Genomic DNA, 25,538 nt, shown 5'->3' with positions numbered 1-25,538 from the left:
TATTTCAAGCGCGCCCATGTCACCAAGGTGGCAGGTGGATGTGGAGTGGTGCCTGAAGCGTGGCACGCCAATCTTGTGCGAGAATCTCGCTGCATTGGCTTGAAAGAGGGCGAGGACGACCCGACATCAAGCGATGAAGCGCCGTACTCTGAAGAGGCCAGGAGTCGGTATGAACGAAGAGATGTTGTTTCCCTGGCCGGCGACATGTCCTTATTGCGATGCGTCTTTCGAGATGCTGATCGATAGCAGTGTGGGTAGCCATGCTACTTGGGAAGACTGCCCTCAGTGTTGCGCGCCGATTCAAGTGCGCGTGTCGGTATCGCCATTCAGTGGCGAGCTTGAGGACGTCATGCTGGGGCAAGACGACGACGTATTTTGAGTGCTTCCTCATAGGGTATCGCTATGGCGAGAACGCCATGGCAGCCCGATAGGAAGCGCCTATGTTGCCCATTGGGGCAATCAAATTGGCATATGGTAAAGCCGTCTTTATCCTTGAGGCGTTTTTATCACAGTCATCCACTCGACTTTTCAGGAGAAAAGCATGAGCGTATTGGTTGGACGTCAGGTACCCGATTTTGAAGCGGCAGCGGTTCTGGGCGATGGCACCATCGTCGACGACTTCAAGCTGTCCGAAACCAACGGCAAGATGCGTGTCGTCTTTTTCTGGCCGTTGGACTTCACCTTCGTCTGCCCGTCCGAGATCATCGCCCACGACAACCGTCTCGCGCAGTTCCGCGATCTCGGCGTTGAAGTGATCGGGGTGTCCATCGACTCTCAGTTCACTCACCACGCATGGCGCAAGACTTCTCCCGAGAAGGGCGGCATCGGTGAAGTCGGCTTCCCGATGGTGGCTGACGTCAAGCACGAGATCACACAAGCTTTCGGTATCGAGCACCCGGAAGCCGGCGTCGCCCTGCGCGCGTCCTTCCTGATCGACGAAGACGGCGTCGTCCAGCACCAGACCATCAACAACCTGCCGCTGGGCCGCAACGTCGATGAGATGCTGCGCATGGTCAAGGCCCTCCAGTTCCACCAGAAGAATGGCGAAGTCTGCCCCGCTGGTTGGGAAGAAGGCCAGGAAGGCATGAAAGACACCGCCGAAGGCGTCGCCAAGTATCTGGGCACGCACTCCGACGAACTGTAAGCGTTGACACGTTTGCAACGAAGGGCGGCCAATCGGCCGCCCTTCGCCGTGTCGACAAGCGTTTACAGCGAATGGTGTGTGGCCTGCGCGTGATGCGTGCATGCCACACAGCATTTTCTTGGCCCGGCTGCTGGTCAGTGTATCCCGTAAACGAGGTTTCCCATGAGCGACGTGCGTCACGAACGACTGATCATTCTCGGTTCCGGCCCTGCCGGATACACGGCGGCCGTCTATGCGGCTCGCGCCAATCTCAAGCCGCTGCTGATTACCGGCATGCAGGCCGGCGGTCAGTTGACCACCACCACCGATGTGGACAACTGGCCGGGTGACGCCGAAGGCGTGCAGGGGCCAGAACTGATGGAACGCATGCGCAGCCATGCCGAGCGTTTCGAGACCGAGGTACTCTTCGACCATATCAACGAGGTCGAGCTGCGTGAGCGTCCGTTCGTGCTCAAGGGCGAAAACGGCACCTATACCTGCGATTCGTTGATCATCTCCACCGGTGCCAGCGCGCGTTACCTGGGGCTGCCGTCGGAAGAGAAATTCATGGGCCAGGGTGTGTCCGCATGCGCCACCTGTGATGGCTTCTTCTATCGCGGTCAGGAAGTCGTGGTCGTCGGCGGTGGCAACACTGCCGTCGAGGAAGCGCTGTATCTGTCCAATATCGCCACCAAGGTCACGCTGGTGCATCGCCGCGATAGCCTGCGCGCCGAGAAGATCCTGCAGGACAAGCTGTTCGACAAGGTTGAGAACGGCAACATGGAAATCGTCTGGAATCACACCCTCGAGGAAGTGCTGGGTGACAACACCGGCGTCACCGGGGTGCGGTTGATCTCCACCGTCGATGGTGCCTCGCGTGAGATTCAGGCGCCGGGGCTGTTCGTCGCCATTGGTCACTCGCCGAATACCGGTATCTTCGAAGGCCAACTGGACATGAACAGCGGCTATATTCGAGTCAAGTCCGGCCTCGACGGCAACGCCACCATGACCAGCGTGCCGGGCGTCTTCGCCGCTGGTGACGTGATGGATCACGTCTACCGTCAGGCGGTGACCTCTGCAGGTACCGGATGCATGGCGGCCCTCGATGCTGAGCGTTACCTCGACGGCCTTGAGTGAGCCTGGATAAGGCCGTTTCGCCGCGCCGCGCGGTGACAGCCTGACGCCGACGACCACGCCCGCGAAGCGATTCGCGGGCGTCTGTAGTTGTGAGAGTTCGTGAAAGTTCGTGAGAGCTTTGAGAGGCTGTCGAGGGCGATAACGCAAGGAGATGACGCATGAATGCCTCCTCGGATGACATGACGTCTTCCAGCGCATGGTTGGATGCCCTCGTCGATGCCTGTCGTGAACGGCGGCATCGCGGCGTGATCTGGATACCCGCGTCTCCCGAGATGGCACGGGCGCGGGCACTTTCTCTATGGCGAGCACGCACGTGGCATGCGCCCTTGTGGGTCGGTCAGACCGCGCCCGGAGACACCATCGACGCGCTTGCTCCGCGCCAGGCCCGCACCCGGCTGGGGCGCGAGCATGACTTGATCATCATCGATGCTGGCGCCGAGCCGGGTTTCGATCCTGACGCCTTCGGGGCGTTGAGCGGCACGCTGCGTGCCGGAGGGGTGCTCGTCATATTGACGCCCGCCGAGTGGGCTGCCGGTCAGGCCCGCCCGGATGATGACTACACACGCCTGGCACATTGGCCCCACGCGCCGACGACGCTGAGCGCCCATTACCTGGCGCGTCTGGCACGCGGCTTGCGCCGCGAGCCCAGCATCTGGCGCTGGCCTGATGAGCACGCCACGCCGCACCCCGGTCGCCTGCTCGAGGCGCGCGCGCGCGCTTCTACTCCCGCTCCCGTATCGCCCGATGATGACGCTTGTATTACGCATGATCAGCAAGAGGCCGTGCATCGGCTGACGCGGCTGCGCCGCCGCCGTCCGGTGGTCCTGAGCGCCGATCGCGGGCGTGGCAAGTCGGCCGCACTGGGGATCGCCGCCGCGCGACGGCTGGCGGCGGGCGAGACGACGCTGTGGGTCACCGCACCACGTCAAGCCGCGGTCGAGCCGTTGTTCGAGCGCTTGGCCGCGTTGTATCCCCATGGGCACCGCGATGCGGCGCGCTTTCAGATCACGCTGGAAGCGGGGGAGTGCGAGGTGCGCTTTCTCGCCCCGGACGCCGTCATGGCGGCCCTGAGCGAACCGGATGTGGATCGCCACGCGCCGCCGACCCTGTTCGTCGATGAGGCGGCGGCCATTCCCACGCCGCTGTTGGCACGTTGGCTGGAGGCCTTCCCGCGTCTCGCTTTCGCCACCACTGTGCACGGTTACGAAGGGACCGGGCGTGGCTTTCAGGTCCGCTTTTATGCGCGTCTTTCTCGCCGTACGCCCGACTGGCGCGAGATCCGTCTACGTGAGCCGGTGCGCTGGGCCGAGGGCGATCCCCTCGAGCGTCTGACCCGGGACATGCTGCTGCTCGATGCCGCGCCGGCCGACGATAGCGAGGCCGAGGCGGCGTTGGCTGCCGCGCCGCTGCGCATTCGCTGGCTCGACCGGGCGACGCTGGCCGACGACGAGCATGCCCTCGAGGCGTTATTCGGCCTGCTGGTGCAGGCCCATTACCGCACCACTCCGAGTGATTTGCGCCAATTGCTCGACGGCCCAGATGTGCGACTCGCGGTGGCTTATGCCGGCGATACTTGTCTCGGGGTATGCCAGGTGCAGGCGGAGGGTGGTTTTCCCGCCGATCTGGCCGAGCGTGTCGTGCTCGGCGAGCGCCGTCCGCGCGGTCATCTGCTGGCGCAGTCGTTGGCCGCGCACGGTGGCTGGCAGACGGCGCTGACATCGCGCTGGTGGCGCATCATGCGCATCGCCGTGCATCCCGTGGTGCGGCGGCGCGGTGTGGGACGGGCACTGGTCGAGGCCGTGGCCACTGCGGCCTGCACGCACGACGTCGCCCATCTGGGCGTGAGTTTCGGCGCCGAGGCGACGCTGATCGCCTTCTGGCGGCGGATGGGGTTCATCTCGCTACGCCTGGGACTGACCCGCGAAGCGGCGAGCGGTGAGCACGCGCTGATGATGGGGCAGGGACTGACGAGCCCGGCGGAAGCGTCGTTGGCGACCTGGGCGGATGACTTCCAACACCTGCTGCCAAGCTTGCTGACTTTCGAGCTGGCGCATCTGGAAACCGATGTCGTCACGGCATTGCTGCACGAGGGGTCGGCGCCCGAGGTGAGCGGTGATCTATACGCACGCCTGGAGCGCTTCGCGCAGGGCGGTGGCGAACTGGCGCTCGCACGGCCCTGGCTGTGTCGGGCGTGGCTGGCTTGGTGGCGCCGCCAGCCGCGGGAAGCCGCCGGTGCGATGCCGGACGAGGACGTGCAAGCGTTACTTGATTGGGCCGCGACGTTGTTCCAGGGACGTGATGTCGAGGCGACGCGCGCGATGGGGCGTCAGGCGCGACTCGCCCACTGGCGCCGTCTGGCGGGCCTCTTGGGTTGTCGCCTGAAGCCGACGCCCTGACTGTCGCTGTCGGTGGACTTGCGTTGCGCGATTCAGCGCGTAAGGTGTCATGACGCCCGACACGTGCTGCGTCGCCATTCCTTGATCGTGTGTCGTTACCGGGAGACGTGGCGCGCGATGTCGGCGGCTCCCAATAGGAACGATTTCCCATGAACGATCATCTTTTGCAACTCTCTCCCGAACCGCTGTGGCGCCATTTCCGCACGTTGTGCAATACGCCGCGCCCCTCCGGTCATGAACAGCGCCTGGTCGAGACGCTCACGGCCTGGGCCGACGAACGCGGGCTTGCGCATGAACGTGATAGCGCGGGTAATCTCAAGATTCTCAAGCCGGCCTCGCCGGGATGCGAAGCGCTCCCTGGTGTCATCCTGCAGGGGCACCTGGACATGGTCGCCCAGGCCAACGCCGATCACCCGCACGATTTTACCCGCGATGCCCTCGACACCTACGTCGAAGACGGTTGGTTGCATGCTCGCGAGACCACCTTGGGCGCCGATAACGGCATGGGCGTGGCCGCCGCGCTGGCGATCCTCGAGGACGACAGCCTGCGCCACGGTCCCCTCGAGGCGTTGTTTACGCTGGAGGAAGAAGCCTCCATGCGCGGCGCACTGGAGCTCGACGAGGGCTGGCTGCAGGGGCGTTATCTGCTCAATCTCGACTCCGAGGATCGCGGCCAGGTTTATATCGGCTGTGCCGGCGGGGCCGATGTGGTGGTCGGGGCGCGGCTGCCCACGCGGAATCTCGGCGAGGACGAGATCGTGCGTCGCGTCGCTTTGACCGGGCTGGTCGGCGGCCACTCGGGTGTCGATATTCACAAGGGACGCGGCAACGCCAATCGCTTGCTGGTGCGGGTGCTGCGCGCCCTGGAGCCGTTCGGCGCCTGCCTCGTCGCCTATCACGGCGGCACGCTGCGCAATGCGCTGCCGCGCGAGGCCTTCGCCAGCATCGCGCTGCCCGCCGACGAAGAGGACGCGGTGACGCAGCGGTTGGCCGAACTCCAGGCTGAGTTGGCCAGCGAGTTGGCGGGAATCGACGCAGATGTGCAGCTCGCCCTCGAGCCCGCCGAGCCCGCCGAGCCCGATGCGCCGCTCACCGAGGCGGCCAGTCGCCTGCTGATCGCGGCTTTACATGTGGCGCCGTGCGGCGTCGAGCGCATGAGTGTGGAAGTACCGGGTGTGGTGGAGACGTCCAACAACCTGGGCGTGATCAAGCTCGAGGCCGGATGTTTTCATCTTTGCGCCCTGGTGCGCTCGTTGCGCGATAGCGCCACGCAAGATCTTGCCGACCGCTTCCGGGCGTTGTTTTCGCTGATCGGTGCCGAGACACGGGTCGAGAACGCCTATCCCGGCTGGACGCCGGACCCCGAAAGCACGCTGCTGGCGCGCTTTCGTCGCCTGCACCTCGAACAGACCGGCGTCGACCCGGACGTGAAGGTCATCCACGCCGGGCTGGAATGCGGCATTCTCGGTGGCAAGTACCCACAACTGGACATGATTTCCTTCGGTCCCCTGATCCGTGGCGCCCACTCGCCCGCGGAGCGTGTCGAGCTCGACTCCGTGGGCGAGTTCTGGCAGGTGCTGCGGGCCGTGATCGAAGACTTGGCCACGACGCGGGCGGCGTGAATCATCGCGACGCCTGACGCACTGCTTCGAGGCCCGTCTCGGAGATATAGCCACGGTCGTGCGCATGCGCGGCCATGTCGGCGCTATCGTCGCTCAGCAGCAGCTCGCAGTCGGTGTGCTCGATCTCCTCGCGGAGTCGGGCGATGGCGGCTTCGCGGTCGGGTTTGCGGTCAACGCGGCGAATGTAGATCGTCTTCACGCGGTCCGGATTCTCCTTGACGATACGTGTGTAGATCTCGGGGTCGTGTTGGCCGCTGTCGCCGATCAGCACGCAAGGCAGGGTGTCGAACAGCGTGAGCATCTGGGTGATCAAGTCGTGCTTGTGATCTTCGGCGCGGCGCGGCCAGGGATGACGCCAAGAAATACCCCATTCGCGCAGGAACAAGATCGGCCCGACCGGAATATGGTTGAGCTGGAAGAACGCCTCGAGCACCTCGTAGATGCTCCACGGACCGCGTGAGACGTAGAGGATCGGCCGCCGTGAGTCGCCCGCCGTACCCGCGTGCAAGGCCTGATAGAATTCGGCAACGCCGGGAAAAGCTGTGCGTCGATGCGCCTTCTCGACGAATAAGCGATATAACATGCGTAGCTTGTCGGCGACGCCGGTGTACATCACCGTGTCGTCGATGTCGCTGATCACCATCAGGTCGGTATGCGGGGGTGGAATATAGACATCGGCGCGCGAGAGGACGTTATCGCGGTCGGCCGTAATGACCTCGAGCTCGGCGCGATGCCAGGAAATGTGCTCGTCGAGGGGAATATCGAGTGGCAGACGGACCTCGAAATAGCCGTCGTGGTCGGTGGTGACGGTGGCGCTATTGTCGCCCAGACGAATGCGTACCTCGGCATCGGCAAAGCCGCGTCGCGCCAGGCGTCGGGTTACGTCCGCAGCGTCGCGTAGCGCCCCGCGTCTGGGGATGACACGCGCCAACCCCACTTGACGGAAGACCCTCCCCATCAAGTATGCCTCGCGATGCGTGCCGTAACCACGGTAGGGGTGGACGACCGGGCCGCCTCGCCCGCTATCCGACTTCATCGGCCGCGCGAAGATCCGTAACAGGCTCTTGACGGCGAAATGCAGGCGGCGTGACAACATACGGATGCCGCCTTGCGGGCCGACGCTCTCGGCGGTACGCAAAACGTCCGCCTCACGTGAGGCGGACGTCGGGTGTGGTCGGTAGGGGGCCATCAGGCGTGCTGTCCGCTATGGCGACCTTCGGCCAGCTCCTCTATCAGTTTGGCGTTGAAGGCGTCCATGTCCTTGGGGGTGCGACTGGTGACCAGGCCGTTATCGACGACGACCGGCTCATCGACCCAGTGGGCGCCGGCGTTCTTGAGATCCTGTCCCACGGAGGCGACCGAGGTCATCTTGCGCCCGTCGACGACACCGGCGTTGATCAGGATCCACGGCGCATGGCAGATCGCAGCCACTGGCTTACCCGCCTCGAAGAAGCCGCGCACGAAGGCCAGTGCTTTTTCGTTGAGGCGCAGTTCGTCGGGATTGAAGAGCCCGCCGGGCAGCACCAAGGCGTGATAATCGCTGACGTCGACATCGCTCAAGGCCTTGTCGGCCTCGTAGGTGTCGCCCCAGTCGGTCTCGGCCCAGGCACGGATGCCCTTGCCTTCGGGGGTAACCACTTGCACCTCGACGCCCTGACTCTGCAAGGCGGCACGCGGTGCGGAAAGCTCGGATTCCTCGAAACCGTCGGTGGCGAGGATAGCGACACGTTTACCTGACTGTGCTTGACTCATCTTGACCTCCTGGTCGTGATGCTTCTTGGGTGACAGCAGCCACCGCCGGGCGATCCTAGTCCGGTATCAGGCGGCCTCACATATTGAGTTTGGGCCATCGCCGCGTGACTTCAAGCCCCGGGTAGCTTGCGTCGCGCCGCGCAGTGGGGGAAGGTGACGCGCTAAGTGTTTCATCGCGTATTTAATCGAGAGTTTTAAGCGCAAGTTTTCATCGAAAGTTTTCATCGAAAGTTTTCATCGAAAGTTTTCATCGAAAGTCTTCAATCGTCGGTATCCGCCCATGCCCAGCACGTTCTCTGCCGCTAATCTTCTCACCCTTGCGGGCGTCCTGGTGCTCGCCGCACTGATGCTCGGTGTCGCATGGCGGCGTGAGCGCACGCGTCGCGAGGCGGCCGAGCACGACGTCGAACGTGCCCAGCGTCATCATGCCGAGGCCGAGGAGACGCGTGTCCGGCTGGAGCGCGAGCTGGCCCAGAGCGATGCCCAACTGGACGCCGTGCGCGAGCAGAGCCTCGAGACCCAGCGACTGCTGGGGCAGCGTGAGCGCGATCTAGACGCTCGTCAGGAGCAGCTTGCGGCGCTGCGCGAGCGTCACGGTCGTTTGGAAACGCAACTCGAACAGGAGCGTTCCCATCATGCCGAGAAGCTCGCCCTGCTCGAGGAGGCGCGGACACGTCTCACCCAGGACTTCGAGGCGTTGGCGGGACGGATCTTCGAGGAACGTCAGCAAACCTTCAACACCCAGAGTCGCGAGAATCTCGAGGCCATGCTGGCACCGTTTCGCGAGCAGGTCGGTGACTTCCGGGCGCGTCTGGAGGAAATTCACGGCCAGTCGCTGCGCGAGCGCTCGACCCTCAAGACGCAGATCGAGCATCTGTCCACGCTGAACCGCCAGATCACCGAGGAAGCCGCCAACCTGACGCGGGCGCTCAAGGGCGACAAGAAGATGCAGGGCGATTGGGGCGAGGTGATACTCGAATCGGTGCTCGAGCGCTCGGGGCTGCGCCGCGACATCGAATACAAGCGCGAAGTCTCGGTGGAGGGCGAGTCGGGGCGTCAGCGCCCCGATGCGGTGATCTACCTACCCGACAACCGCCACCTGATCGTCGATGCCAAGGTCTCGCTCAACGCCTACGTGCGTTACGTCAACGCCGAAGACGAGGCCACGCGCGCGCAGGCGTTGAAGGCTCACGTTCAAGCCGTGCGCGCGCATATCGACGCGCTCTCCGGCCGCGACTATCCGCGCTTGCCGGGGCTCAACTCACCGGATTTCGTGTTCCTGTTCATGCCCGTCGAACCGGCGTTCGCGGTGGCCTTCCAGCACGACGAGACGCTCTTCCAGGATGCTTTCTCGCGCGACATCGTGGTGGTCACGCCGACCACCTTGCTGGCGAGCTTGAGAACCGTGGCCAGTCTCTGGACGCTGGAGCGCCAGAACGACAACGCCCGTGTCATCGCTGCACGGGCGGGCAAGTTGCTCGACAAGTTTCGCGGCTTCGTGGACAGCCTCGAGGACGTCGGCCGTCATCTGGAACGCGCCGATGGCAGCTATCGCCAGGCGATGGGACGCTTGTCGACAGGGCAGGGGAGCCTGGTCAGCCAGGCGTTGATGCTCAAGCGCTTGGGCGTGCGCATGAAGCGCGACCTGCCGGCGCATCTGACCGATCAGGTGGATGCTGAAGAACTGGACGACATGGCGGACGACGAGCCCGACACCGAGGAGGGCGCTTGCGGCGACGAAACGCGCGAGGAGCCCTAACGACACCGCCCGGCACAAGGCCGGGCGGTATTATCTTGCGGGACGACTTGGCGGGAATCAGCCCAGGTAGGCGCTGAGCATCCACACGGTCTTTTCCTGCTCGCGGATGTAGTCGCTCATCTGCGAGGCGGTGCCTTCGTCATCGGCATCGGCGGCCATGGAATTGAGCTCGCGCTGCAATTCGAGCAGTGCCTGATACCCCTGCACCAGACCGCGCACACACTCGGAGCCCTCGTGCACGTGGGTGTCTTCCTGAATGCGCGAGATCTTGGCGTAATCGCTGTAGGCATGCAGCGGCTCGTGGCCCAGCGTGAGGATGCGCTCGGCGACTTCATCGACCTTGGCGAGCAGGTCGGTATAGACTTCTTCGAACTTGACGTGAAGCTCGAAGAAATGCGGGCCTTTGACGTTCCAGTGATAGCCACGCGCGTTCATGTAGAAGATCTGGTAGTTGGCCAGCAGCTCGTTGAGCTTCTCGGCCAGCTGGTTGGCGCTGTCGGTATGCAAGCCAATGGCATTGATGTCGGACATGAAAGCACTCCCTCGTAAAGCAATGGACTGACGTTGTCAGGGGACGAAATCGTCGATGGCCCCTAGTCTAGAGTGTTGTCTGGGGCTTGGGTAACGAATCTTTCCCATCGACGGAATAGCGCCTGTATATGAAATGCCCATGATGCGCCGATTTTTCAAGGGCGGCAGGGAGATATCATGCCGAGGATCGGCCGAGACGCCATATACGCAGCAGCCCTTCGCTACGGTCTGCGAGTAGCTCGGGGGTGCGTGCCAGGGCCTCCGGCAGCGTAACGGGACCATCCGCTAAGGCGAAGGCGGCCTCGATCCCCTCGTCGTGAACGGCCTGCCAGCCAGCGCCGAGACGCCCGGCGAGCGCAAGCGTGGGCACGCCGTGTCGTCGCGCGCGCCGGGCGATGCCCACCGGCGTCTTGCCGGCAAGGCTCTGCCCGTCGAGTTGGCCTTCGCCGGTGATCACCAGGTCGGCATCTTCAAGCAGCCTATCAAAGTCGACCTGATCCATGACTAGCTCGATACCCGGCTTGAGCTGTGCCTCCAGAAAAGCGGCGGCCGCGAAGCCCATGCCGCCCGCTGCACCGGCGCCGAGTAGCGCGCGATGATCCTTGCCGAGTGTGCTGGCGACGTGGTCGGCGAAATGCGCCAGGGCCGCGTCGAGCTGGGTGACATCCGCCGACGTGGCGCCTTTCTGCGGACCGAAGATGGCGCTGGCCCCGCGTTCGCCGAGCAGGGGATTGTCGACGTCCACGGCGGTCTCCACCATGAGTGTCGCCAGGCGTGGGTCGAGGCCACTCAGGTCGAGTTCGGCCAGTTGCGCCAGCGCTGCGCCACCCGGCGGTAGCGGCTGGCCTTCGGTATCGATCAGTCGCGCACCCAGCGCTGCGAGCATCCCCGCGCCCGCATCGTTGGTGGCGCTGCCGCCCAGGGTAAGTATCAAACGCGTGGCCCCGGCGTCGAGCGCTTCGCGTATCAATTCCCCGACGCCGAAGGTGGTACTGTGCAGCGCAGTGCGTTCGACATCGGCGAGCGCTTGCAAACCGCTGGCCTCGGCAAGCTCGATATAGGCCGTGGCACGCGCGGCGTGCCACCCCCAGCGGGCGTCGATGGGCCGCCCCAGGGCGTCGTGAACCTCGGCGACGCGGCGTTCGGCTCCCGTTGCGGCGAGCAGGGCATCGAGGGTGCCTTCGCCGCCGTCTCCCATCGGGCACTGGATCATCTGCGCTTGGGGGAAAACGCGGGCGCAGCCTGCGGCGATGGCGGCTGCGGCCTCGCGGGCCGAGAGGGCATCCTTGTAGCTGTCCGGAGCGATGACGATCTTCATGAGCGAGCCTCTTGCGTGATCCAAGCCCGAGGGGCGGAGCGTGGCGGTCGAATGGCCAGTAGACTGTCAGCCTAACGCATGCTGGTGCTGGGCGGGAGTCACCCAGCATGCCACGCTGACGGAACCGTGGCGCTCAACTACGCTCTCAACGAGGTGCCCGAGCGATGCTAACGGTGAGGCGAGACGTGCGATGTCGCTCCCCGCTACGAGTGGCCTTTTCCTTTCAGGCGAGAACGCGATGATGAAACCTCTTTTGCTGGTAGTGGCATTGGTGGGGCTCGGCGGCTGTCAGAGCCTGGCTTCTTATGATCCGCTGGGCCGTGATGTGGCTTCGCCGTTGCCCGAGGCATGCCACTGGCCGGCCGAGGGCGATGCCAAGATACGCGTAAAGGCCACGGCCGATGCCTTGGAGGCACAGGGGTATCGTATCGAACAGACCGAGGTCGCGCTGGGGCTGGTGAGCGCCGAGCGGTCTCAGGCGCAGCCGGGGCTAGGCGCCGTGGACCGGACGCCCTGGGGGCGCAGCGGGTTCTGGGGATACTATGGCATGGGGAGTCGCCATGGCTATTCGCTGGGGTATTCCCAGCGCTTCGGCGGCGACCCGGTGCGCCTGCAACGGGTCTCGGTGGTCGCTGTCGAGGATGTCGTACGGGTGACGCGCGATTCGCGCGTGGTCGATGTCGACGGTTATCTGATCGATGCGCGTCCGGATAACAGCGCGGCATTCTGCGCCGCTCTACACGATGATATCGACGCACGCATGCGCGAGAGGAGCACATCATGAGGCGGCTGCTGGGCGTACTGCTCGTGACATCGTTAGTGGCCTTGAGCCTGGGGGGATGCGCGACCACATCGGCGCCACCGCAGACCCGGTCGTTGATCGTCGAGGCCGGGCCGTCGACCACATTGGAAGCGGGAGTGGCGATGCTCACGGCACGCGGCTTCGTGATTCGTCGTGCCGATGTCGACCTGGGCGATGTCGAGGCCGTGCTGGCCGCGCGTCCCACGCTTGCAGTGCGTTACCGGCTCGAGGCGACCGAGCAGGGCACGCGTATCACGCTATCGGGGCAGCGTGGCGGCCAGCCGGTGCCGCCGTATGTGTTCGATACGTTGTTGATTGATGTGCAGGAGAGGCTCGATGAGCTGCCCTAAGTCCTACGAAAATTGCCTGCGCTCGCCCATACGGCGTTAAAAATTGGCTTAAAGTACTCATTTACACCACGTAAACTCCGTCTTTTCGCCAATTTTTGCCTTGTCTGACCATCGCTCGCCGATTTTTCGTAAGGACTTAGAGTCCTACGAAAACTGCCTACGCGCGTATCACTTGCATGGGGCGAGGAGGTTGCGCAGTGTCGCCAGGTGGGTGTCCAGCATCATATCGTCATACGGCTGCGGCGTGCCGTGTCCCCATACCGGCCCTGGCCAGGCCGCGTCGCCCTGATGGCGGACGATGACATGTAGGTGCAATTGCGCGACCTGGTTGCCGAGCGTGGCTAGGTTGAGCTTGTCGCCGTCATGGTGCGCCATCAAGCGGCGTCCCACCTCGGTGGCCTCCTGCCACAGCGTGGCCTGATCGTCGGCGGAGAGTTCGTAGACTTCGCGGATATCGTCGCGACGGGGGATCAGTACCAGCCAAGAATAACGCGCGTCGCCGTTCAGCCGCACCTGACAAAGGGGCAGGTCGGCGACGTAATGTGAATCGGCGGCCAAGCGTGGATGCAGGGTGAAATCGGTCATGCGCGGCGCTCCTGAAAATCGTCGTAAAGTGGCGTGGCTATGCTAACGTTACGTTACACGGCATAGGGCCGTGCCTGCCGCTAAGTGAGCGGTGCCTTCCGGAGAAAACGCATGAAGCGTACATCGATTGCGATCTTGGGTCTTCTGTTGCTGGCGGTGCTGAGTGGCTGCAATACCATCCACGGTGCCGGCGAGGATATCGAACGTGGCGGTGAAGCGATGCAGGATGCTGCAAACGGCTGAGTCCTGGAAAGGATGCATAGCGCCGCTAGCTTTGCTACGTTGTGAGCGTGCCGCCGGTATGGCGGATAAGATTACCCAAGAATGGGTTTGGACCCGCGGGAATATTCCCGCTTGATACCGTGAAGGAGACACGACTATGAAACGCATGCTGGCTTTTTCCCTGCTACTGATGTTCACCGCTGGTGCAATTACCGGTTGCAATACCTTCGAAGGCGCTGGTGAAGACATCGAGCAAGGTGGCGAAGAAGTGCAAGACGCTGCCAATTAAGGTATTTAGCCCGCCGCCTTTGAAGGCGGCGGGCTTGTTTTTTCCCTCCCCGCGATGCCGCTTACCTTGGTTCGCTAGATGTCCCGCTCATGACGCCGCCCCGCTAGCGCCGAACGAGAAGCGTTGTTCCAGCCGTTCGAACGCCAGGTCGGTGACAATGGCCAGCAGACCCACCAGTACCGCCCCCTGAATCACATAAGGTAGATTGTTGCCCACCAGGCCGGCGATGATCGGCGTGCCCAGCGTCTTGGCGCCGACCGTAGAACCGATGGTGGCCGTGCCGATATTGATGATCACCGAGACGCGCACGCCGGCGATGATGACGCGCATCGCCAGAGGCAGTTCGATGCGCCACAGGATCTGCCAGGCACTCATGCCATTGCCGCGCGCGGCCTCGAGCGTTTGCGAGGGCACCGTGCCGAGCCCGGCGACGGTATTCTGCACCACGGGCAAGAGGCCATAGAGCACCAGTGCCACCAGCGTGGGCACGAAGCCGAAACCGGCAATGGGCACGACGATTGCCAGCACCGCCGCCGGAGGGAAGGTCTGGCCGATGGCGGCCAGCGTCGACACCAAGGGCTCGAACTCACGCCCCGCCGGCCGCGTGACGAAAAGCCCTGCTGCCACGCCGACACTCACCGAGATGAGCGACGACACCAGCACCAGGGCGAGGTGAGCGAGCGTCAGATTGAGAAAACTCTCGCGCTGATACATCGCTGGGTCCTGATCGGGAAACAGCGCCCGAAACAGCGGTGCCAACTGCTCCATGCCTAGGACCAGCGCGATCAGCAAGGCACTGAGCGCAATCAGCAGAACACGGCGCGAGGAAGGTGCACGGGACAGTGCGCTGACGCTCATGAACGGTGCCCCATGACGCCTGACATCGTCACTTCGCCCAGCAGGCGCCCTTCGTTATCAAGCACCGGCAAGGCCGTCACGCGAAACCACACCATGCGTGACAAGGCCTCCTTCATCGACATCTCCGGCGTGGCGATCCACTCGGGATTGACCACCGTGCGCGCTATATCGGATTCGCCCAGGCGGCCGCCCAGCAGCGCCATGGGGCGGTCGTCGGCGTCCACTTGCCAGGTGATCGGCGCGCTGGCGATGGCGTTGTTGCGCGTGCGCTGCGCGGGCCGGCAATACTCCTCGACCCGGCGCCGCGAGAGCAGCTTGAGGCCCAGGTCGGCGCGTCCGATAAAGTCGCGCACGAAATCGTTGGCGGGGGCGACGAGAAGCTCCGCCGGACGGTCGTATTGCACCAGTTGGCCGGCATTGAGCAGCGCCACGCGGGAGGCCAGGCGCAAGGCCTCGTCCATGTCGTGGGTGACGAAGACGATGGTCTTGCCGGTCTGACGATGCACGCGTGCCAATTCGGCCTGCAAGGTATCGCGCGTCAGCGGATCGACGGCGCCGAAGGGCTCATCCATCAGTAGCACGTCGGGATCGGCGGCCAGGGCGCGGGCCACACCGACACGCTGCGCCTGACCACCCGAGAGTTGATGCGGATACTTGTCGTGCAGTCCGTCAGCGTCGAGCTGGAACAAGGCCAGCAATTCGTCAACGCGTGCGGCGATGCGTGACGACGGCCACTTGAGCAGTCTGGGCACGGTGGCGATATTGTCCGCGACGCGCCAGTGCGGGAACAGCCCGATCGACTGGATGGCGTAGCCGATGCGGCGACGCAGGCGTTCCGGCGGCAGGGTGGTGATATCGTCGCCGCTCACCAGGATCTTGCCCTCGCTATGAGCGATCAGGCGATTGATCATCTTTAACGTGGTCGACTTGCCGCACCCCGAGGGGCCGATAAGCACGCAGAATTCGCCCTGTTCAACGGTCAGCGAGATATCGTCGACGACGCGTGTATCGCCATACCGCTTGGTCAATCCCTGAAGTTCGATCATCGGTGTTACCTATCAGCGGGTGCCGGCCGGCTTGCTCAGCACGACCAGCATCTGCAGCGTGAAATCGGCGATCACCGCCAGCACGATGGTGGGAATCGCGCCGAGCAGGACCAAATCGATGGCATATTGGCCGAGGCCCTGGAAGATAAAGGCGCCCAGGCCCCCGGCACCGATCAGTGCCGCCACCACGGTCAGGCCGATGGCCTGCACGGTGACGATGCGCAGCCCCGAAAGCATCACCGGCAACGCCAAAGGGATTTCCACGCGCCACAGCACCTGACGCGCGGTCATGCCCATGCCGCGTGCGGCTTCCACGGTGGCGGGCGGCACGCCCTTGAGTCCGGCATAGGTATTACGTACTACCGGCAGCAGCGCGTACATCACCAGTGCGATGATGGCCGGTGCGGCACCGATGCCTTTGACGCCCCATTCGCCGAGCAATGGGAAGGCGTTGCCGAGTGCCGAAAGCGGCGCGACGAGCAGGGCGAACAGGGCAATCGAGGGAATCGTCTGGAAGAAATTGAGCACGCTGAACAGCGTTCCCTGCAGGCGCACGTGGCGATGGGCCAGCAGGCCCAGTGGAATGCCGATGAGTAACGCTGGCCCTAGCGCGGAGCCCACCAGCACCAAGTGCGTGATGAACTGATCACTGAAGTTGTCGCGGATGTTGGCGTATTCGCGGATGATCGACAGATCGTCGAAATGGCCGCTGGCGAACAACATCGCCACGCTCCCCCCCGCGATCAGCATGTAACCTAGACGCAACAGCCAACCGCTGGCGGCGCGCTGAAAGGCATCGATGGCGGCCAGGGCGCAGCAGAATACCATCACCCAGAAGGCCGCCCCTTGCGAGACCCGCGCCGACGGCGATTTTTCGGCCAGCGTGCGTTGTGCGTAGTCGCCCAGGCTATATAGCGTGATCAGCAACAGCCCCAGGCTGGCCAGCAAGACCACGCCGTGGGCGAGCCCGCGCGGGAGCGGGCGTCTCAGCGCCGCTATGGCCAACACCGCGCACAGGACTAGAAGCGCGCTCATTTGCCAAGCTGATAACGCCGCGCTCAGGCCGACGGTTTGCCCGGAGGCCAGACGGTTGGGCGACATCGTGGCGAAGGGCAATAGCCAGGCCGCCAGGAGCCCCGCGCAAAGCAGCGTGACCAGGACGCGATTGGCCACCAAGCGAACGTTGGCCGCGTCGCTGGTGGGAACGTGAGAAACGGACACCGGCAGCCGTCAGTCGAGCAGGTCTTGTGATTCCAGGTAATCCTCGGCGACATCGCCGGCCGGTTCACCATCGACCTGAATGCGACGGTTGAGCGACTGCAGGGTTTCCCGGTCGAGCCCTTCGAAAACGGGCTTGAGCAGCTCAGGAATCTGCGGATAGGCATCGAGCGTGGCTTGGCGAATCACCGGCGCTGGCTCATAGACCATCTGGACGCCTTGGGTATCGTCCATGACTTTGAGATCGGCGGCGGGGATGGCGCCGTCGGTGGCATAGACCATCGCCGCATTGGTGCCGCTGGTATTTTCGGCGGCGGCGCGAATGGTGGCTGCCGTGTTGCCGCCTGAGAGCACCAGTAGCTGGTCCTGATCGAGGCTGAAGTCATAGGCACGCTGGAAGCTGGGCAGTGCGGCATCGCTTTCCACGAATTCGGCGGAGCCGGCGAGCTTGATCTCGCCGCCATCGCGTATCCAGGCGGCGAAATCCTCCATGGTGGAGAGATCGTGTTCGTCGGCGACGTCACGGCGCAACGCGATGGCCCAGGTATTGTTGGCAGGCGCCGGGGTGAGCCATGCCAGGTCGTTGTGTTCCTTGTCGTAGGCGCGAATTTTCTCGTAACCCTCGCCCGAGCGTTTCCACGCATCGTCATCGGTGGTCTGCGTGAAAAAGGCCCCGTTGCCGGTATATTCGGGATACAGGTCGATCTCATCTTCGAGCAAGGCACTGCGCACGATGTTGGTCGGGCCGAGCTGCAGCTTGTCCTCGACGGGAATGTCGGCCTGTTCCAGGCGCTTGACGATCATGTTGCCCAGCAAGGCGCCTTCGGTATCGATCTTCGATGAGACGCGCACCGGCTCATCGGCGAACGCCGGGGTCAACGACAACGCCGCGCCGGCGGCCAGGCCGAGCACGGCGGTGGAGAAATACTTGAATGTGCCTTGCATTATTCCTGACTCCTTGGAAATGACGGGCGTCGCGACGGTTCCAGCCTTGAGTCTAGCATTCTCGGCTCGCGCAGCGAGAGGGAATGCAGGTGGTCTCATGGGCGATGCTTGGATACGCTGGTTGCAAGTTGTATTGAATGAAGAGGAAACGACATGAGCAAATACGCACTGAGCGGTGTAATGGCGGTATTCCTGCTGGCGGGGTGTGCCGGCAGTTCGACACCGGATGAGGCGCCACCCCCGCCATCGATGTCGCAAGACGACGCCTGTGGTGCCAAGACACTGAACGACTACGTGGGTCAACGTGCCGATGGCGAGACAGTGGACCAATTGGAAACCGACAGTGCCGCCGAGCGTGTTCGCGTGATTCGTCCCGGCCAGGCGGTGACGATGGATTACCGCGCGGACCGCCTCAACGTCAAACTCGACGATCAGGACAATATTGTCGAGTTAACCTGCGGTTGAGCATGCCGGCCACCTAGCGGAGGATGAAAACACGCAGACGGCTACTTGCCGGTCGGATGCCACGATTACAAACTATCATGCTGCTTTGCGACCCTACGTGGATTTCGCGTTACGATGCAGTGGTTAAGCTATAACGCGATCAAGGAGACCTCATGGCCAATGCCGAGGTGCTACAAGAAGGAACGCTGCATTGTTTCCCCACCGGCCTGCGCGACGAGAACGGCAAGCTGGTCAATGTGGAGGTGTCTGCCGTTGTCTACGATGGTCAGCGTCTGATTTTGGCCAGCGACAAGCCAATTCCCGGTGACGCACGTTCGGCTGTCTTCTCTGTTCCGATCACTGCTGACGGCCCCGATGATAGCGGCCTGGAGTACTTCACGGCGGATGCCATCAAGCGGGCGGTCAAGTACGAGGACTTCGCGTTGACCGCCGACGGCCGCTACGTGCTGGCGACCACTGGGTTCGATCGCATCGATATGGAAAGTCATGCGCTCAATGCCTACAACCATCTACTGATCTGGCCGCTGGGCGAGCCCGAGCAGGTGCAAGTGGTCGACCCCGACCCGCGTGACGGCGTCGAAGGCTCACTGGAGCTGCGCAACAAACTCGACGGCGCCATCGGCTATCCGTATTTCAAGATAGAAGGGCTGGCGGCGATTCCGGGGGAACGTGGTGACGGCCTGCTGCTCTTCGGCGTGCGTGAACAAGGCTATTCCCACGAAGACTTCGACTATGTGTGTCGTGTCGTGGGGGCGCACTACAGCATCAATGCCGAGGGCAATCTGGTGTTCGTCGACAGGCTACGCGAGTTTTACCGCTTCTCGCCCCAGCAGCAGCCCGAGGTGCGCTATGACTGCGGCCTGTCCAGCCTGGAGTACGATCCCCATCACCAGCGCTTGTTCCTGTTGACGAGCTTCGAGGTCGAGGAGGAAGAAGAGGAACGCATCGGCGGCTACCTTTGGGTGGTATCGCTCGAGGAGTTCGCGGCGGGTAAAGCGCCGACGCTGGTTCGTACGATGGCCGGCGATGCCCTGGAGTTCGAACACAAGGCGGAAGGTTTGGCGATTCTGGATAGCGAGCGCTTGTTCGTAGCCTATGACAACGATCGCGACATGTCGTTGGGCAGCATCGATGAACGTGACGAGCGCCACGCCTGCGAGGCGCCGTACACCACCTTGCGGATAACCTGAGACCCTACTGATTCACCGGAGGTCGAGTTCGTCTCTCCAGCGCTGCACGGCGATCTCGTCCTTGAGCATTTCCAGCGTTTCGATCAACACCTGCTCGGTGACGCGGTCGGTGCGCTGGTCGACGTATAGCCAAGCGTCGATGCCGCTGCCCGCCAGGTCGCCGATGAGGCTCTTGAAACGCGGCGAGCGGAGTCCATCGATGGCCTCGTGGACCACGCGGCTGGCGACGTCGCTCAGGCTGCGTTCCATGGCATGGGCCATATGCTCGCCCATGGGCAGGCGTCTCAGCCGGGCGAGCTCCTGGTTTTCCTCGAGCGTGCGGGTGACCAAGGCCGCCACGTAGCGATGCACTTCCTGATGGTTTTCGGCGTAGCTCTTGTCGACGGTGGTCTCGAGACGCCGGGCGATCTCGTCGACCAGCGCCTCCTTGCGTGGCTGGATCACCTTTTCCGAGAGGCGCTTGGTGAAGTCGTCGCTGCGTTGGACTTCCTCTTGCAGGCTACTCAACAGGCGCGTCGCCACGCGGTCGGAAAGCTCCTCCATGAGTACGCGATAATAGCGTTCGAAGAAGGCGTATAGCTGCCAACGGCGAATATCGATGGCCCCCAGACGCTGCAACCGAATCAGCAGCGAGATGAGACGCAGCACACGCAGGATGCGGAAGCCGCTGATGGGAATGCACCCCAGCACGTCGTACCAGTGCACAAACGGATAGAAGAACCAGCGTGCGTAACGACGCTCGGCGATAGCGAATGCCCAGCCGGCCAGGACATCGAGCAGGAAGATGCTCACGAAGACCAGGTCGATGGCCATGAAACGCTGATGAATGGCGCTGTCATAGGCCTGGTGGAGGCTCGGTGCCAGCGCTTCGAGACCGGCATTCAAAGGCGGCAAGAGAAACAGGCTATCGACGAGCAGCAGCAACAGATTCGCCGAGACCAACACCACGATGGCGATGTCCCAGACGAGATAAAGGCGCTCGCGTCGTGGCGAGGGGGAAGCGGAAGGTGCGCTCATCAAGTTCTCCATCGGCGGCGCCGCGCCAAGGCGGCGGCATGCATCCTGCACATAGTCACGCTATCAGTTTCCAAATACCACGTCAGGATGTCTTGCGGGTCTCGTCGAGATGGGCCTGGGCGCGCTGTTCTTCCTGTTCCTCTTGCTTGCGCATTTTCTTGCGCAATTTGGCTTTTTCGAAGCGCAACTGCTGCAACGGCGTGTCGAGTTGCAGTTGTGGTACGGGGTTGGGATTGCCATCGCGATCGACTGCGACCATGGTCAGGTAGCAGCTGTTGGTGTGGCGAATCACGCGATCCTGGATCGATTCGGCGATGATCTTGATACCGATCTCCATCGAGGAGCGCCCGACATAGTTGACCGAGGCCAGAAACGTGACCAGCTCACCGACATGGATGGGTTGCTTAAAGCGTACCTGGTCCACCGACAGCGTCACGACATAGGAACCGGAGTAACGGCTAGCGCAGGCATAGGCGACTTCGTCGAGCTTCTTGAGAATCGCGCCGCCATGTACCTTGCCACTGAAGTTGGCCATGTCGGGTGTCATCAGCACCGTCATGGTGAGCTCATGCTGGCGGGGAAGGTCGTCGGTCATGCGGGCTCCATTGATCGATTCATGGCTGGGAAATGTTTACCACGTTTCATGCGTGATTGTCCGCCTGGCGGGAGATCTGGGACTCAGCCCAGCGCGTGCGCCGGTAGTGCAGGTAGACGGCGGCGAGACTTGCCGAGCGCACCAGGGTGAAGACGGTGAAGGCGAGCCACAGGCCATGATTGCCTAGCGGTTGCGTGAACCACCACACCGGCAGGTAGACGGCGAGCGCCAGGAGGATGGTATCGCGCATTTCGCGGGTCGCGGTGGCGCCGATGAAGACGCCGTCGAGCAGGTAGCTCCACACCGCGATGGCTGGCATGACGATCATCCAAGGCAGATAGTCACCTGCTGTGGCGCGCACGTCCGGAAGGTCGGTAAGCAGGGCGATCAGGTAGTCGCCGCCGAAGAAGAACGCCGCCATGGCGACGCCGGCGGTCATCAGCGAGAAGCGTGCGGCTGCGCGCACCGAGGCCCCGAACAACGGCCAGTCACGGCGTCCCACGGCGCGGCCGGTCAAGGCTTCGGCAGCATGGGCGAAGCCATCCAGCGCGTAGGAGGTGATCATGATGAATTGCATCAGCACGGCGTTGGCGGCGAGCACCGTATCGCCCTGGCTGGCGCCCTGGGCGGTGAAGAACGCCATGGCGAAAAGCAGCCCCAAGGTGCGCACGAACAGGTGCCGGTTGACCTGAAAAAGCTCGGAGTAGGCGCCAAGGCGTAGCAGGCGCTGGCGCAAGAACTTCCCCTGCAGCAGCTTCAATTGCCGCGCCACCAGCCACAGGCCAACCGCCAAGGCAGTGTAATCGGCGATCACTGTGGCCCAGGCCACGCCATCGCTAGTCATGCCCAGGCCCACCACGAACACGAGGTCCAGGACGATGTTGACGCTATTGGTCAGCACCATGATCGCCAGCGTGACCCGCGAATTCTGCTGGCCGAGGAACCAGCCGAGAATCGCGTAATTGGCCATCACCGCCGGGGCCGAGAGGATGCGAATATGCGCATAACTCGCGGCGAGTGACATGGCGGCTTCGCTGCCGTCGAGGAGGTAGAGGCCGAAGCTGATGAGCGGTTCGGCGAGCAGGATCAACATCACGCCGATGCCCAGTGCCAGCAACAACGATTGCCCCAGCAGATTGCGTATGTTGCTGTCGTCCTCGCGCCCCACGGCCTGGGAGGTGAGGCCGGTGGTGCCCATGCGCAGGAAGCCGAATCCCCAGTAGAGAAAGCTGAACAGCGTGGCGCCCAGGGTCACGGCGGCCATGTAGCGTGAATCCGGCAGGTGCCCGACCACGGCGGTATCCACCAAGCCCAGTAATGGCACGGTGATGTTGGAAAGGATGATCGGCCAGGCGAGTGGCCAGATGCGTGTCGGCGAGCGTGAAGTGGACACGGGGTTCCGTCGTTTGCGTTGGATGTTTACGCCTGGCGAGCCGCCCGCGAGACATGAGAAGAACACAGGAGCGTGGAGACTGCCCGTGTGGGCTGTCGCTGCTGCGTGGTATGTCTGACTGCGCTCAGGCGGCGGTAATCAGTTGATACTTGTGCATGAGCTGGTCGTGGGTTTCGCTGCGCTCGGGATCGAGGGGAATGCAGTCGACCGGGCACACCTGCTGGCACTGGGGTTCGTCGAAATGGCCGACGCACTCGGTGCACAGATTGGGATCGATGACGTAGATCTCCTCACCCGGGGAAATAGCGCCATTGGGGCACTCGGGTTCGCAGACATCGCAGTTGATGCACTCGTCGGTGATCATCAGGGCCATGGAAGTGTCCTCTACTGCGTATCGGGCGACGCGGGGTCTGAGGCGAAATGCCGGCTCAATGCATCGACCACGCAGGGATGCACGAGCTTGGAGACATCTCCCCCGAGACGCGCGATCTCGCGCACGATGGTGGAAGAAATATACGAGTTCTCGATTGCGGGCGTCAGGAACAAGCTCTCGATATGAGGTGCCTGGGCCCGGTTCATATTGGCCAATTGTAACTCATATTCGAAATCGGATACCGCTCTCAATCCCCGCAGGATGATGCGTGCCCCTTGCTGATCCAATAGCTGCGTCAGCAAGCCGCTGAAGCCGACGACCGTGACGTTGTCGAGATCGGCGGTGACCTCTGCGATCAGGGTGACGCGAGCCTCCAGCGACAATGCGGGCTGCTTGCGCGGACTCGCCGCCACCGCCACCACGACCTTGTCGAACATGCGTGCGGCGCGCTCGATCAGGTCGTAATGACCATGGGTGACGGGATCGAAGGTACCGGGGTAGACCACGATATTCATGGGTGCATCCTGTCTGTGCCGAGATACCAACAGGGTAGTGGTTGCCCACGGGCGGCGGCAATCATGCCGCCGTCCGGACGTGCCGATTACAGTCGGCCGTAGGGGTTGTCGACCGCCAGGGAAACCGGCTGATCGAAGCCGGGAATATGCAGCGTGTCGCGCGTCATCGAGAGATCCTGCCCTTCGAGAACGCCTTCGCCGAAGCGGTAGGTGACCTCGAAATGGCCGCTGTCGGATGTCGCCAGGTACGCCTTGGAAGCGGCCAGAGTCGTCTCGCGACGCTGCTTCCAATCGTCGATGGCGCGCTGGCCGTGGCGCTGAGTCAGCAGGCGCTCGGTGGCGGCCGGCGAGATGACCAGGCCGGTAGCGTTGTTGCCGCCGAACCCTTTGGCATTGATGAAAGCCGCATCGGCCTCGAAGGGAATCGGGTCGCGGAAGAAGCGTAGGCGCTCGGCGAAGACGTCATCGGCCACCGCATCGAGGGTGAAGATGCCGGGAATGATGCCATGGGCGAAAGTTCCCAGTGCGCTGGCCATCTGATCGCCTGCCGCGCCGCCTTGTGAGTGGCCGACAAATGCTTTGACGGCGGTCACCGGCCACGACTCGATACCATGCGCGCGCGCCACCATATCGAACACATGCGACTCGGTGGTGCGGTTCTGGGGCGTGCTGGTGCCATGCGCGTGCAGGTAGCTGCGTTGGCGCACGGATTCCTCGCCGAGCATGTCGCTGGCCAGACTGACCGCCTTGGCCAAGGTGATGTAATTGCCGATGCCCGGCGCGGAAATCGAGCGCTTCCAGCCGTCGGCGTTGACGAAGACACCCGGCACAGCGCCGAGAATCTGCGCGCCGGTTTCCAGGGCCAAGGCGTCATCCATCAGCAGCAGGAACTGGGTCGACTCGGCGATGGTGAAACCGCAGTTGCGCGCGAAGGGGCGGCACGCGCGTTGATAGTCACTGTCGGTGAGCAGCGTCAGGGCATCGAGTGCCTTGAGGCTTTCGTCGTCGGCCAGCGCTCCCATGGTGCGGAAGCCCTCGACGATCTCCGGGGTGATCGGTGCATCGCTGGTGCCCACCATGACCACTCGGCGCCGGCCACTGCGAATGTCCTCGAGGCCCAGGCGCAAGTTGTAAAGAAAGCTGGCGCAGGCGCCGAGTACCGCACCGGTAGCGCCGACGCTGCCCAGCACGTAGGCGTTGAGGAAGTCGGCGGGCATTTGCCCGTAGCCCAGCGGCATCTGCTTGGAGGTCGCCCGGTGGCCAGTCGCGAAGCTTTGCAGCAGCCCCCCCCAGCCTTCGGTATCGAGCTGGCCGATGGAGTTGCCGGCATACACGGCGATGGCGTCCGGATCAAGACGGTTACGCAGCGCCGCCCAGTCGAGGCCGCTCTGGCCGAGGCAATCGGAGGCACCGAAGATGGTCATCGCCAGGCCGCGCGGATGATGCACGCTGCGATACAGCGTGTCAGGCGAAAAGCCGCTGGGCAGTTGCCCCGCCGAGCGTACCTGGGCACTGCGACGTTCGGGGAGCAGCACATCGAGCGACCCTGGCGGGACCACGACTTCGACCATGCGTTTGTCGATCTCGCGCACCTGCCAGGTGGCCGGCACGTCGTCGGGAAGCTGGCGCCGGCGCACGCGAAAGGTCAGCGCGGCATCGAGATCGAGGTGTGCGGCGCGATTGGCGGGGATGCCCTCGCTGCCGAAGCGCTCGTCCTCGATGCGGCGAATCAGGGTATGATCGAGCACATGTTGGCGATAGCGTGCGACGACGTCGGCGTCGCCGAGAATCTCGCCTTGGGGCCCCTGCCAGCCGCCGCCTTCCAGGCGTGAGACGAGCTGCATCATGGCGGCCAGGGCGAGAATGGTTTGTGCCTGAAGGGTATCGGGCAAAGCGTCGAGAATCGTTCGGCGATAAGCCTGGTGGCCCGAGGTTCTGCCGGCGGCGTTCACTCCGCCCATGCCGACGATCACCGGTAACTGTGACAAGCCGCGTTCCTCGTAATGCTGTGGATGACGATGCGTCCTGATGTGTGAC

Annotated in this window: 27 protein-coding genes; 12 read left to right on the top strand and 15 right to left on the bottom strand. The window is 63.3% G+C overall.

From position 1 onward, the window contains the following. The first annotated feature begins 169 nt into the window (after positions 1 to 169). The 5 genes from L1071_RS15250 (at position 170) to L1071_RS15230 (ending at position 6,278) form a co-directional block, all read left to right on the top strand. The gene (locus L1071_RS15250) at positions 170 to 379 is read left to right on the top strand and encodes a zinc ribbon domain-containing protein (protein ID WP_246899042.1); all 210 of its coding nucleotides are present in this window, start codon (positions 170 to 172) and stop codon (positions 377 to 379) included. 162 nt (positions 380 to 541) lie between these two features. Continuing rightward, positions 542 to 1,144, top strand: a complete 603-nt coding sequence (locus tag L1071_RS15245) for a peroxiredoxin (RefSeq protein ID WP_246899040.1) — start codon at positions 542 to 544, stop codon at positions 1,142 to 1,144. A 162-nt stretch (positions 1,145 to 1,306) separates the two neighbouring features. After that, positions 1,307 to 2,260 (top strand): thioredoxin-disulfide reductase, encoded by a 954-nt coding sequence (gene trxB / locus L1071_RS15240; protein ID WP_246976641.1) that lies wholly within the window; start codon positions 1,307 to 1,309, stop codon positions 2,258 to 2,260. A 158-nt stretch (positions 2,261 to 2,418) separates the two neighbouring features. Continuing rightward, positions 2,419 to 4,656 (top strand): tRNA(Met) cytidine acetyltransferase TmcA, encoded by a 2,238-nt coding sequence (locus L1071_RS15235; protein ID WP_246976638.1) that lies wholly within the window; start codon positions 2,419 to 2,421, stop codon positions 4,654 to 4,656. Positions 4,657 to 4,805: 149 nt separating this feature from the next. Then, positions 4,806 to 6,278 (top strand): aminoacyl-histidine dipeptidase, encoded by a 1,473-nt coding sequence (locus L1071_RS15230; RefSeq protein ID WP_246976635.1) that lies wholly within the window; start codon positions 4,806 to 4,808, stop codon positions 6,276 to 6,278. 1 nt (position 6,279) lies between these two features. Here L1071_RS15230 and L1071_RS15225 read toward each other — a convergent pair whose 3' ends face one another. Beyond that, complete coding sequence (locus L1071_RS15225) at positions 6,280 to 7,314, bottom strand: App1 family protein phosphatidate phosphatase (protein ID WP_246976738.1); 1,035 nt, start codon at positions 7,312 to 7,314, stop codon at positions 6,280 to 6,282. Positions 7,315 to 7,466: 152 nt separating this feature from the next. After that, on the bottom strand, positions 7,467 to 8,030 hold the full coding sequence (locus L1071_RS15220; RefSeq protein ID WP_246976632.1) for a type 1 glutamine amidotransferase domain-containing protein: 564 nt from the start codon (positions 8,028 to 8,030) through the stop codon (positions 7,467 to 7,469). Positions 8,031 to 8,310: 280 nt separating this feature from the next. Here L1071_RS15220 and L1071_RS15215 point away from each other — a divergent pair, with 280 nt between their 5' ends. Further along, positions 8,311 to 9,789: a DNA recombination protein RmuC gene (locus tag L1071_RS15215; protein ID WP_246976629.1), complete on the top strand. Its 1,479-nt coding sequence runs from the start codon at positions 8,311 to 8,313 to the stop codon at positions 9,787 to 9,789. Positions 9,790 to 9,846: 57 nt separating this feature from the next. Here L1071_RS15215 and L1071_RS15210 read toward each other — a convergent pair whose 3' ends face one another. After that, positions 9,847 to 10,320, bottom strand: a complete 474-nt coding sequence (locus L1071_RS15210; RefSeq protein WP_246976626.1) for a Dps family protein — start codon at positions 10,318 to 10,320, stop codon at positions 9,847 to 9,849. A 175-nt stretch (positions 10,321 to 10,495) separates the two neighbouring features. Then, entirely contained in the window at positions 10,496 to 11,638 is a 1,143-nt protein-coding gene (locus tag L1071_RS15205; protein ID WP_246976623.1) for a glycerate kinase, read from the bottom strand. 238 nt (positions 11,639 to 11,876) lie between these two features. Between L1071_RS15205 and L1071_RS15200 the strand changes: the two genes are divergently transcribed. Next, complete coding sequence (locus L1071_RS15200) at positions 11,877 to 12,422, top strand: hypothetical protein (protein ID WP_246976620.1); 546 nt, start codon at positions 11,877 to 11,879, stop codon at positions 12,420 to 12,422. Then, positions 12,419 to 12,790: a hypothetical protein gene (locus L1071_RS15195; RefSeq protein WP_246976617.1), complete on the top strand. Its 372-nt coding sequence runs from the start codon at positions 12,419 to 12,421 to the stop codon at positions 12,788 to 12,790. The genes L1071_RS15200 and L1071_RS15195 overlap by 4 nt, the downstream gene beginning before the upstream one ends. 168 nt (positions 12,791 to 12,958) lie before the next feature. On the opposite strand, the gene L1071_RS15190 is transcribed toward L1071_RS15195, so the two are convergent. Beyond that, complete coding sequence (locus L1071_RS15190; protein ID WP_246976614.1) at positions 12,959 to 13,375, bottom strand: HIT domain-containing protein; 417 nt, start codon at positions 13,373 to 13,375, stop codon at positions 12,959 to 12,961. Between the two features lie 111 nt (positions 13,376 to 13,486). Between L1071_RS15190 and L1071_RS15185 the strand changes: the two genes are divergently transcribed. Together L1071_RS15185 and L1071_RS15180 are read left to right on the top strand one after the other, a co-directional pair. Then, the gene (locus L1071_RS15185) at positions 13,487 to 13,618 is read left to right on the top strand and encodes an entericidin A/B family lipoprotein (RefSeq protein WP_246976611.1); all 132 of its coding nucleotides are present in this window, start codon (positions 13,487 to 13,489) and stop codon (positions 13,616 to 13,618) included. Positions 13,619 to 13,754: 136 nt separating this feature from the next. Further along, the gene (locus L1071_RS15180) at positions 13,755 to 13,886 is read left to right on the top strand and encodes an entericidin A/B family lipoprotein (protein WP_246899012.1); all 132 of its coding nucleotides are present in this window, start codon (positions 13,755 to 13,757) and stop codon (positions 13,884 to 13,886) included. An 87-nt stretch (positions 13,887 to 13,973) separates the two neighbouring features. On the opposite strand, the gene L1071_RS15175 is transcribed toward L1071_RS15180, so the two are convergent. From L1071_RS15175 to osmF, 4 genes are read right to left on the bottom strand one after another with little or no spacing between them, the layout of a single operon-like run. After that, positions 13,974 to 14,744: an ABC transporter permease gene (locus L1071_RS15175; RefSeq protein ID WP_246976608.1), complete on the bottom strand. Its 771-nt coding sequence runs from the start codon at positions 14,742 to 14,744 to the stop codon at positions 13,974 to 13,976. Beyond that, positions 14,741 to 15,790, bottom strand: a complete 1,050-nt coding sequence (locus L1071_RS15170; protein WP_246976605.1) for an ABC transporter ATP-binding protein — start codon at positions 15,788 to 15,790, stop codon at positions 14,741 to 14,743. Before L1071_RS15170 ends, L1071_RS15175 begins: the two co-directional genes overlap by 4 nt. Positions 15,791 to 15,802: 12 nt before the next feature. After that, a complete protein-coding gene (locus tag L1071_RS15165; protein ID WP_246976602.1) occupies positions 15,803 to 17,011 on the bottom strand; it encodes an ABC transporter permease in 1,209 nt (402 codons plus the stop codon). Positions 17,012 to 17,020: 9 nt separating this feature from the next. Continuing rightward, positions 17,021 to 17,953: a glycine betaine ABC transporter substrate-binding protein OsmF gene (osmF, locus tag L1071_RS15160; protein WP_246976599.1), complete on the bottom strand. Its 933-nt coding sequence runs from the start codon at positions 17,951 to 17,953 to the stop codon at positions 17,021 to 17,023. Between the two features lie 153 nt (positions 17,954 to 18,106). Between osmF and L1071_RS15155 the strand changes: the two genes are divergently transcribed. Further along, a complete protein-coding gene (locus tag L1071_RS15155) occupies positions 18,107 to 18,418 on the top strand; it encodes an I78 family peptidase inhibitor (protein WP_246976596.1) in 312 nt (103 codons plus the stop codon). 152 nt (positions 18,419 to 18,570) lie between these two features. Continuing rightward, positions 18,571 to 19,608, top strand: a complete 1,038-nt coding sequence (locus tag L1071_RS15150; RefSeq protein WP_246976593.1) for a hypothetical protein — start codon at positions 18,571 to 18,573, stop codon at positions 19,606 to 19,608. 12 nt (positions 19,609 to 19,620) lie between these two features. Here L1071_RS15150 and L1071_RS15145 read toward each other — a convergent pair whose 3' ends face one another. The 6 genes from L1071_RS15145 to L1071_RS15120 form a co-directional block, all read right to left on the bottom strand. Then, on the bottom strand, positions 19,621 to 20,625 hold the full coding sequence (locus L1071_RS15145; RefSeq protein ID WP_246976591.1) for an ion transporter: 1,005 nt from the start codon (positions 20,623 to 20,625) through the stop codon (positions 19,621 to 19,623). Positions 20,626 to 20,707: 82 nt separating this feature from the next. Continuing rightward, entirely contained in the window at positions 20,708 to 21,220 is a 513-nt protein-coding gene (locus L1071_RS15140; RefSeq protein ID WP_246976589.1) for an acyl-CoA thioesterase, read from the bottom strand. Between the two features lie 46 nt (positions 21,221 to 21,266). After that, positions 21,267 to 22,613, bottom strand: a complete 1,347-nt coding sequence (locus tag L1071_RS15135) for an MATE family efflux transporter (RefSeq protein ID WP_246976586.1) — start codon at positions 22,611 to 22,613, stop codon at positions 21,267 to 21,269. A 124-nt stretch (positions 22,614 to 22,737) separates the two neighbouring features. Beyond that, positions 22,738 to 22,986, bottom strand: coding sequence for a YfhL family 4Fe-4S dicluster ferredoxin (locus L1071_RS15130; protein ID WP_246976583.1), 249 nt, complete (start codon positions 22,984 to 22,986; stop codon positions 22,738 to 22,740). 11 nt (positions 22,987 to 22,997) lie between these two features. Further along, positions 22,998 to 23,501, bottom strand: coding sequence for a pantetheine-phosphate adenylyltransferase (gene coaD / locus L1071_RS15125; protein WP_246976580.1), 504 nt, complete (start codon positions 23,499 to 23,501; stop codon positions 22,998 to 23,000). An 86-nt stretch (positions 23,502 to 23,587) separates the two neighbouring features. Further along, positions 23,588 to 25,462 carry a beta-ketoacyl synthase gene (locus tag L1071_RS15120; RefSeq protein WP_246976735.1) on the bottom strand — a complete coding sequence of 625 codons (1,875 nt, stop codon included), beginning with the start codon at positions 25,460 to 25,462 and terminating at the stop codon, positions 23,588 to 23,590. Between the last annotated feature and the right edge of the window lie 76 nt (positions 25,463 to 25,538).

The organism is Chromohalobacter sarecensis, from assembly GCF_023061135.1.
Taxonomy (GTDB): domain Bacteria; phylum Pseudomonadota; class Gammaproteobacteria; order Pseudomonadales; family Halomonadaceae; genus Chromohalobacter; species Chromohalobacter sarecensis.
This window is presented reverse-complemented; position numbering and strand designations above follow the sequence as displayed.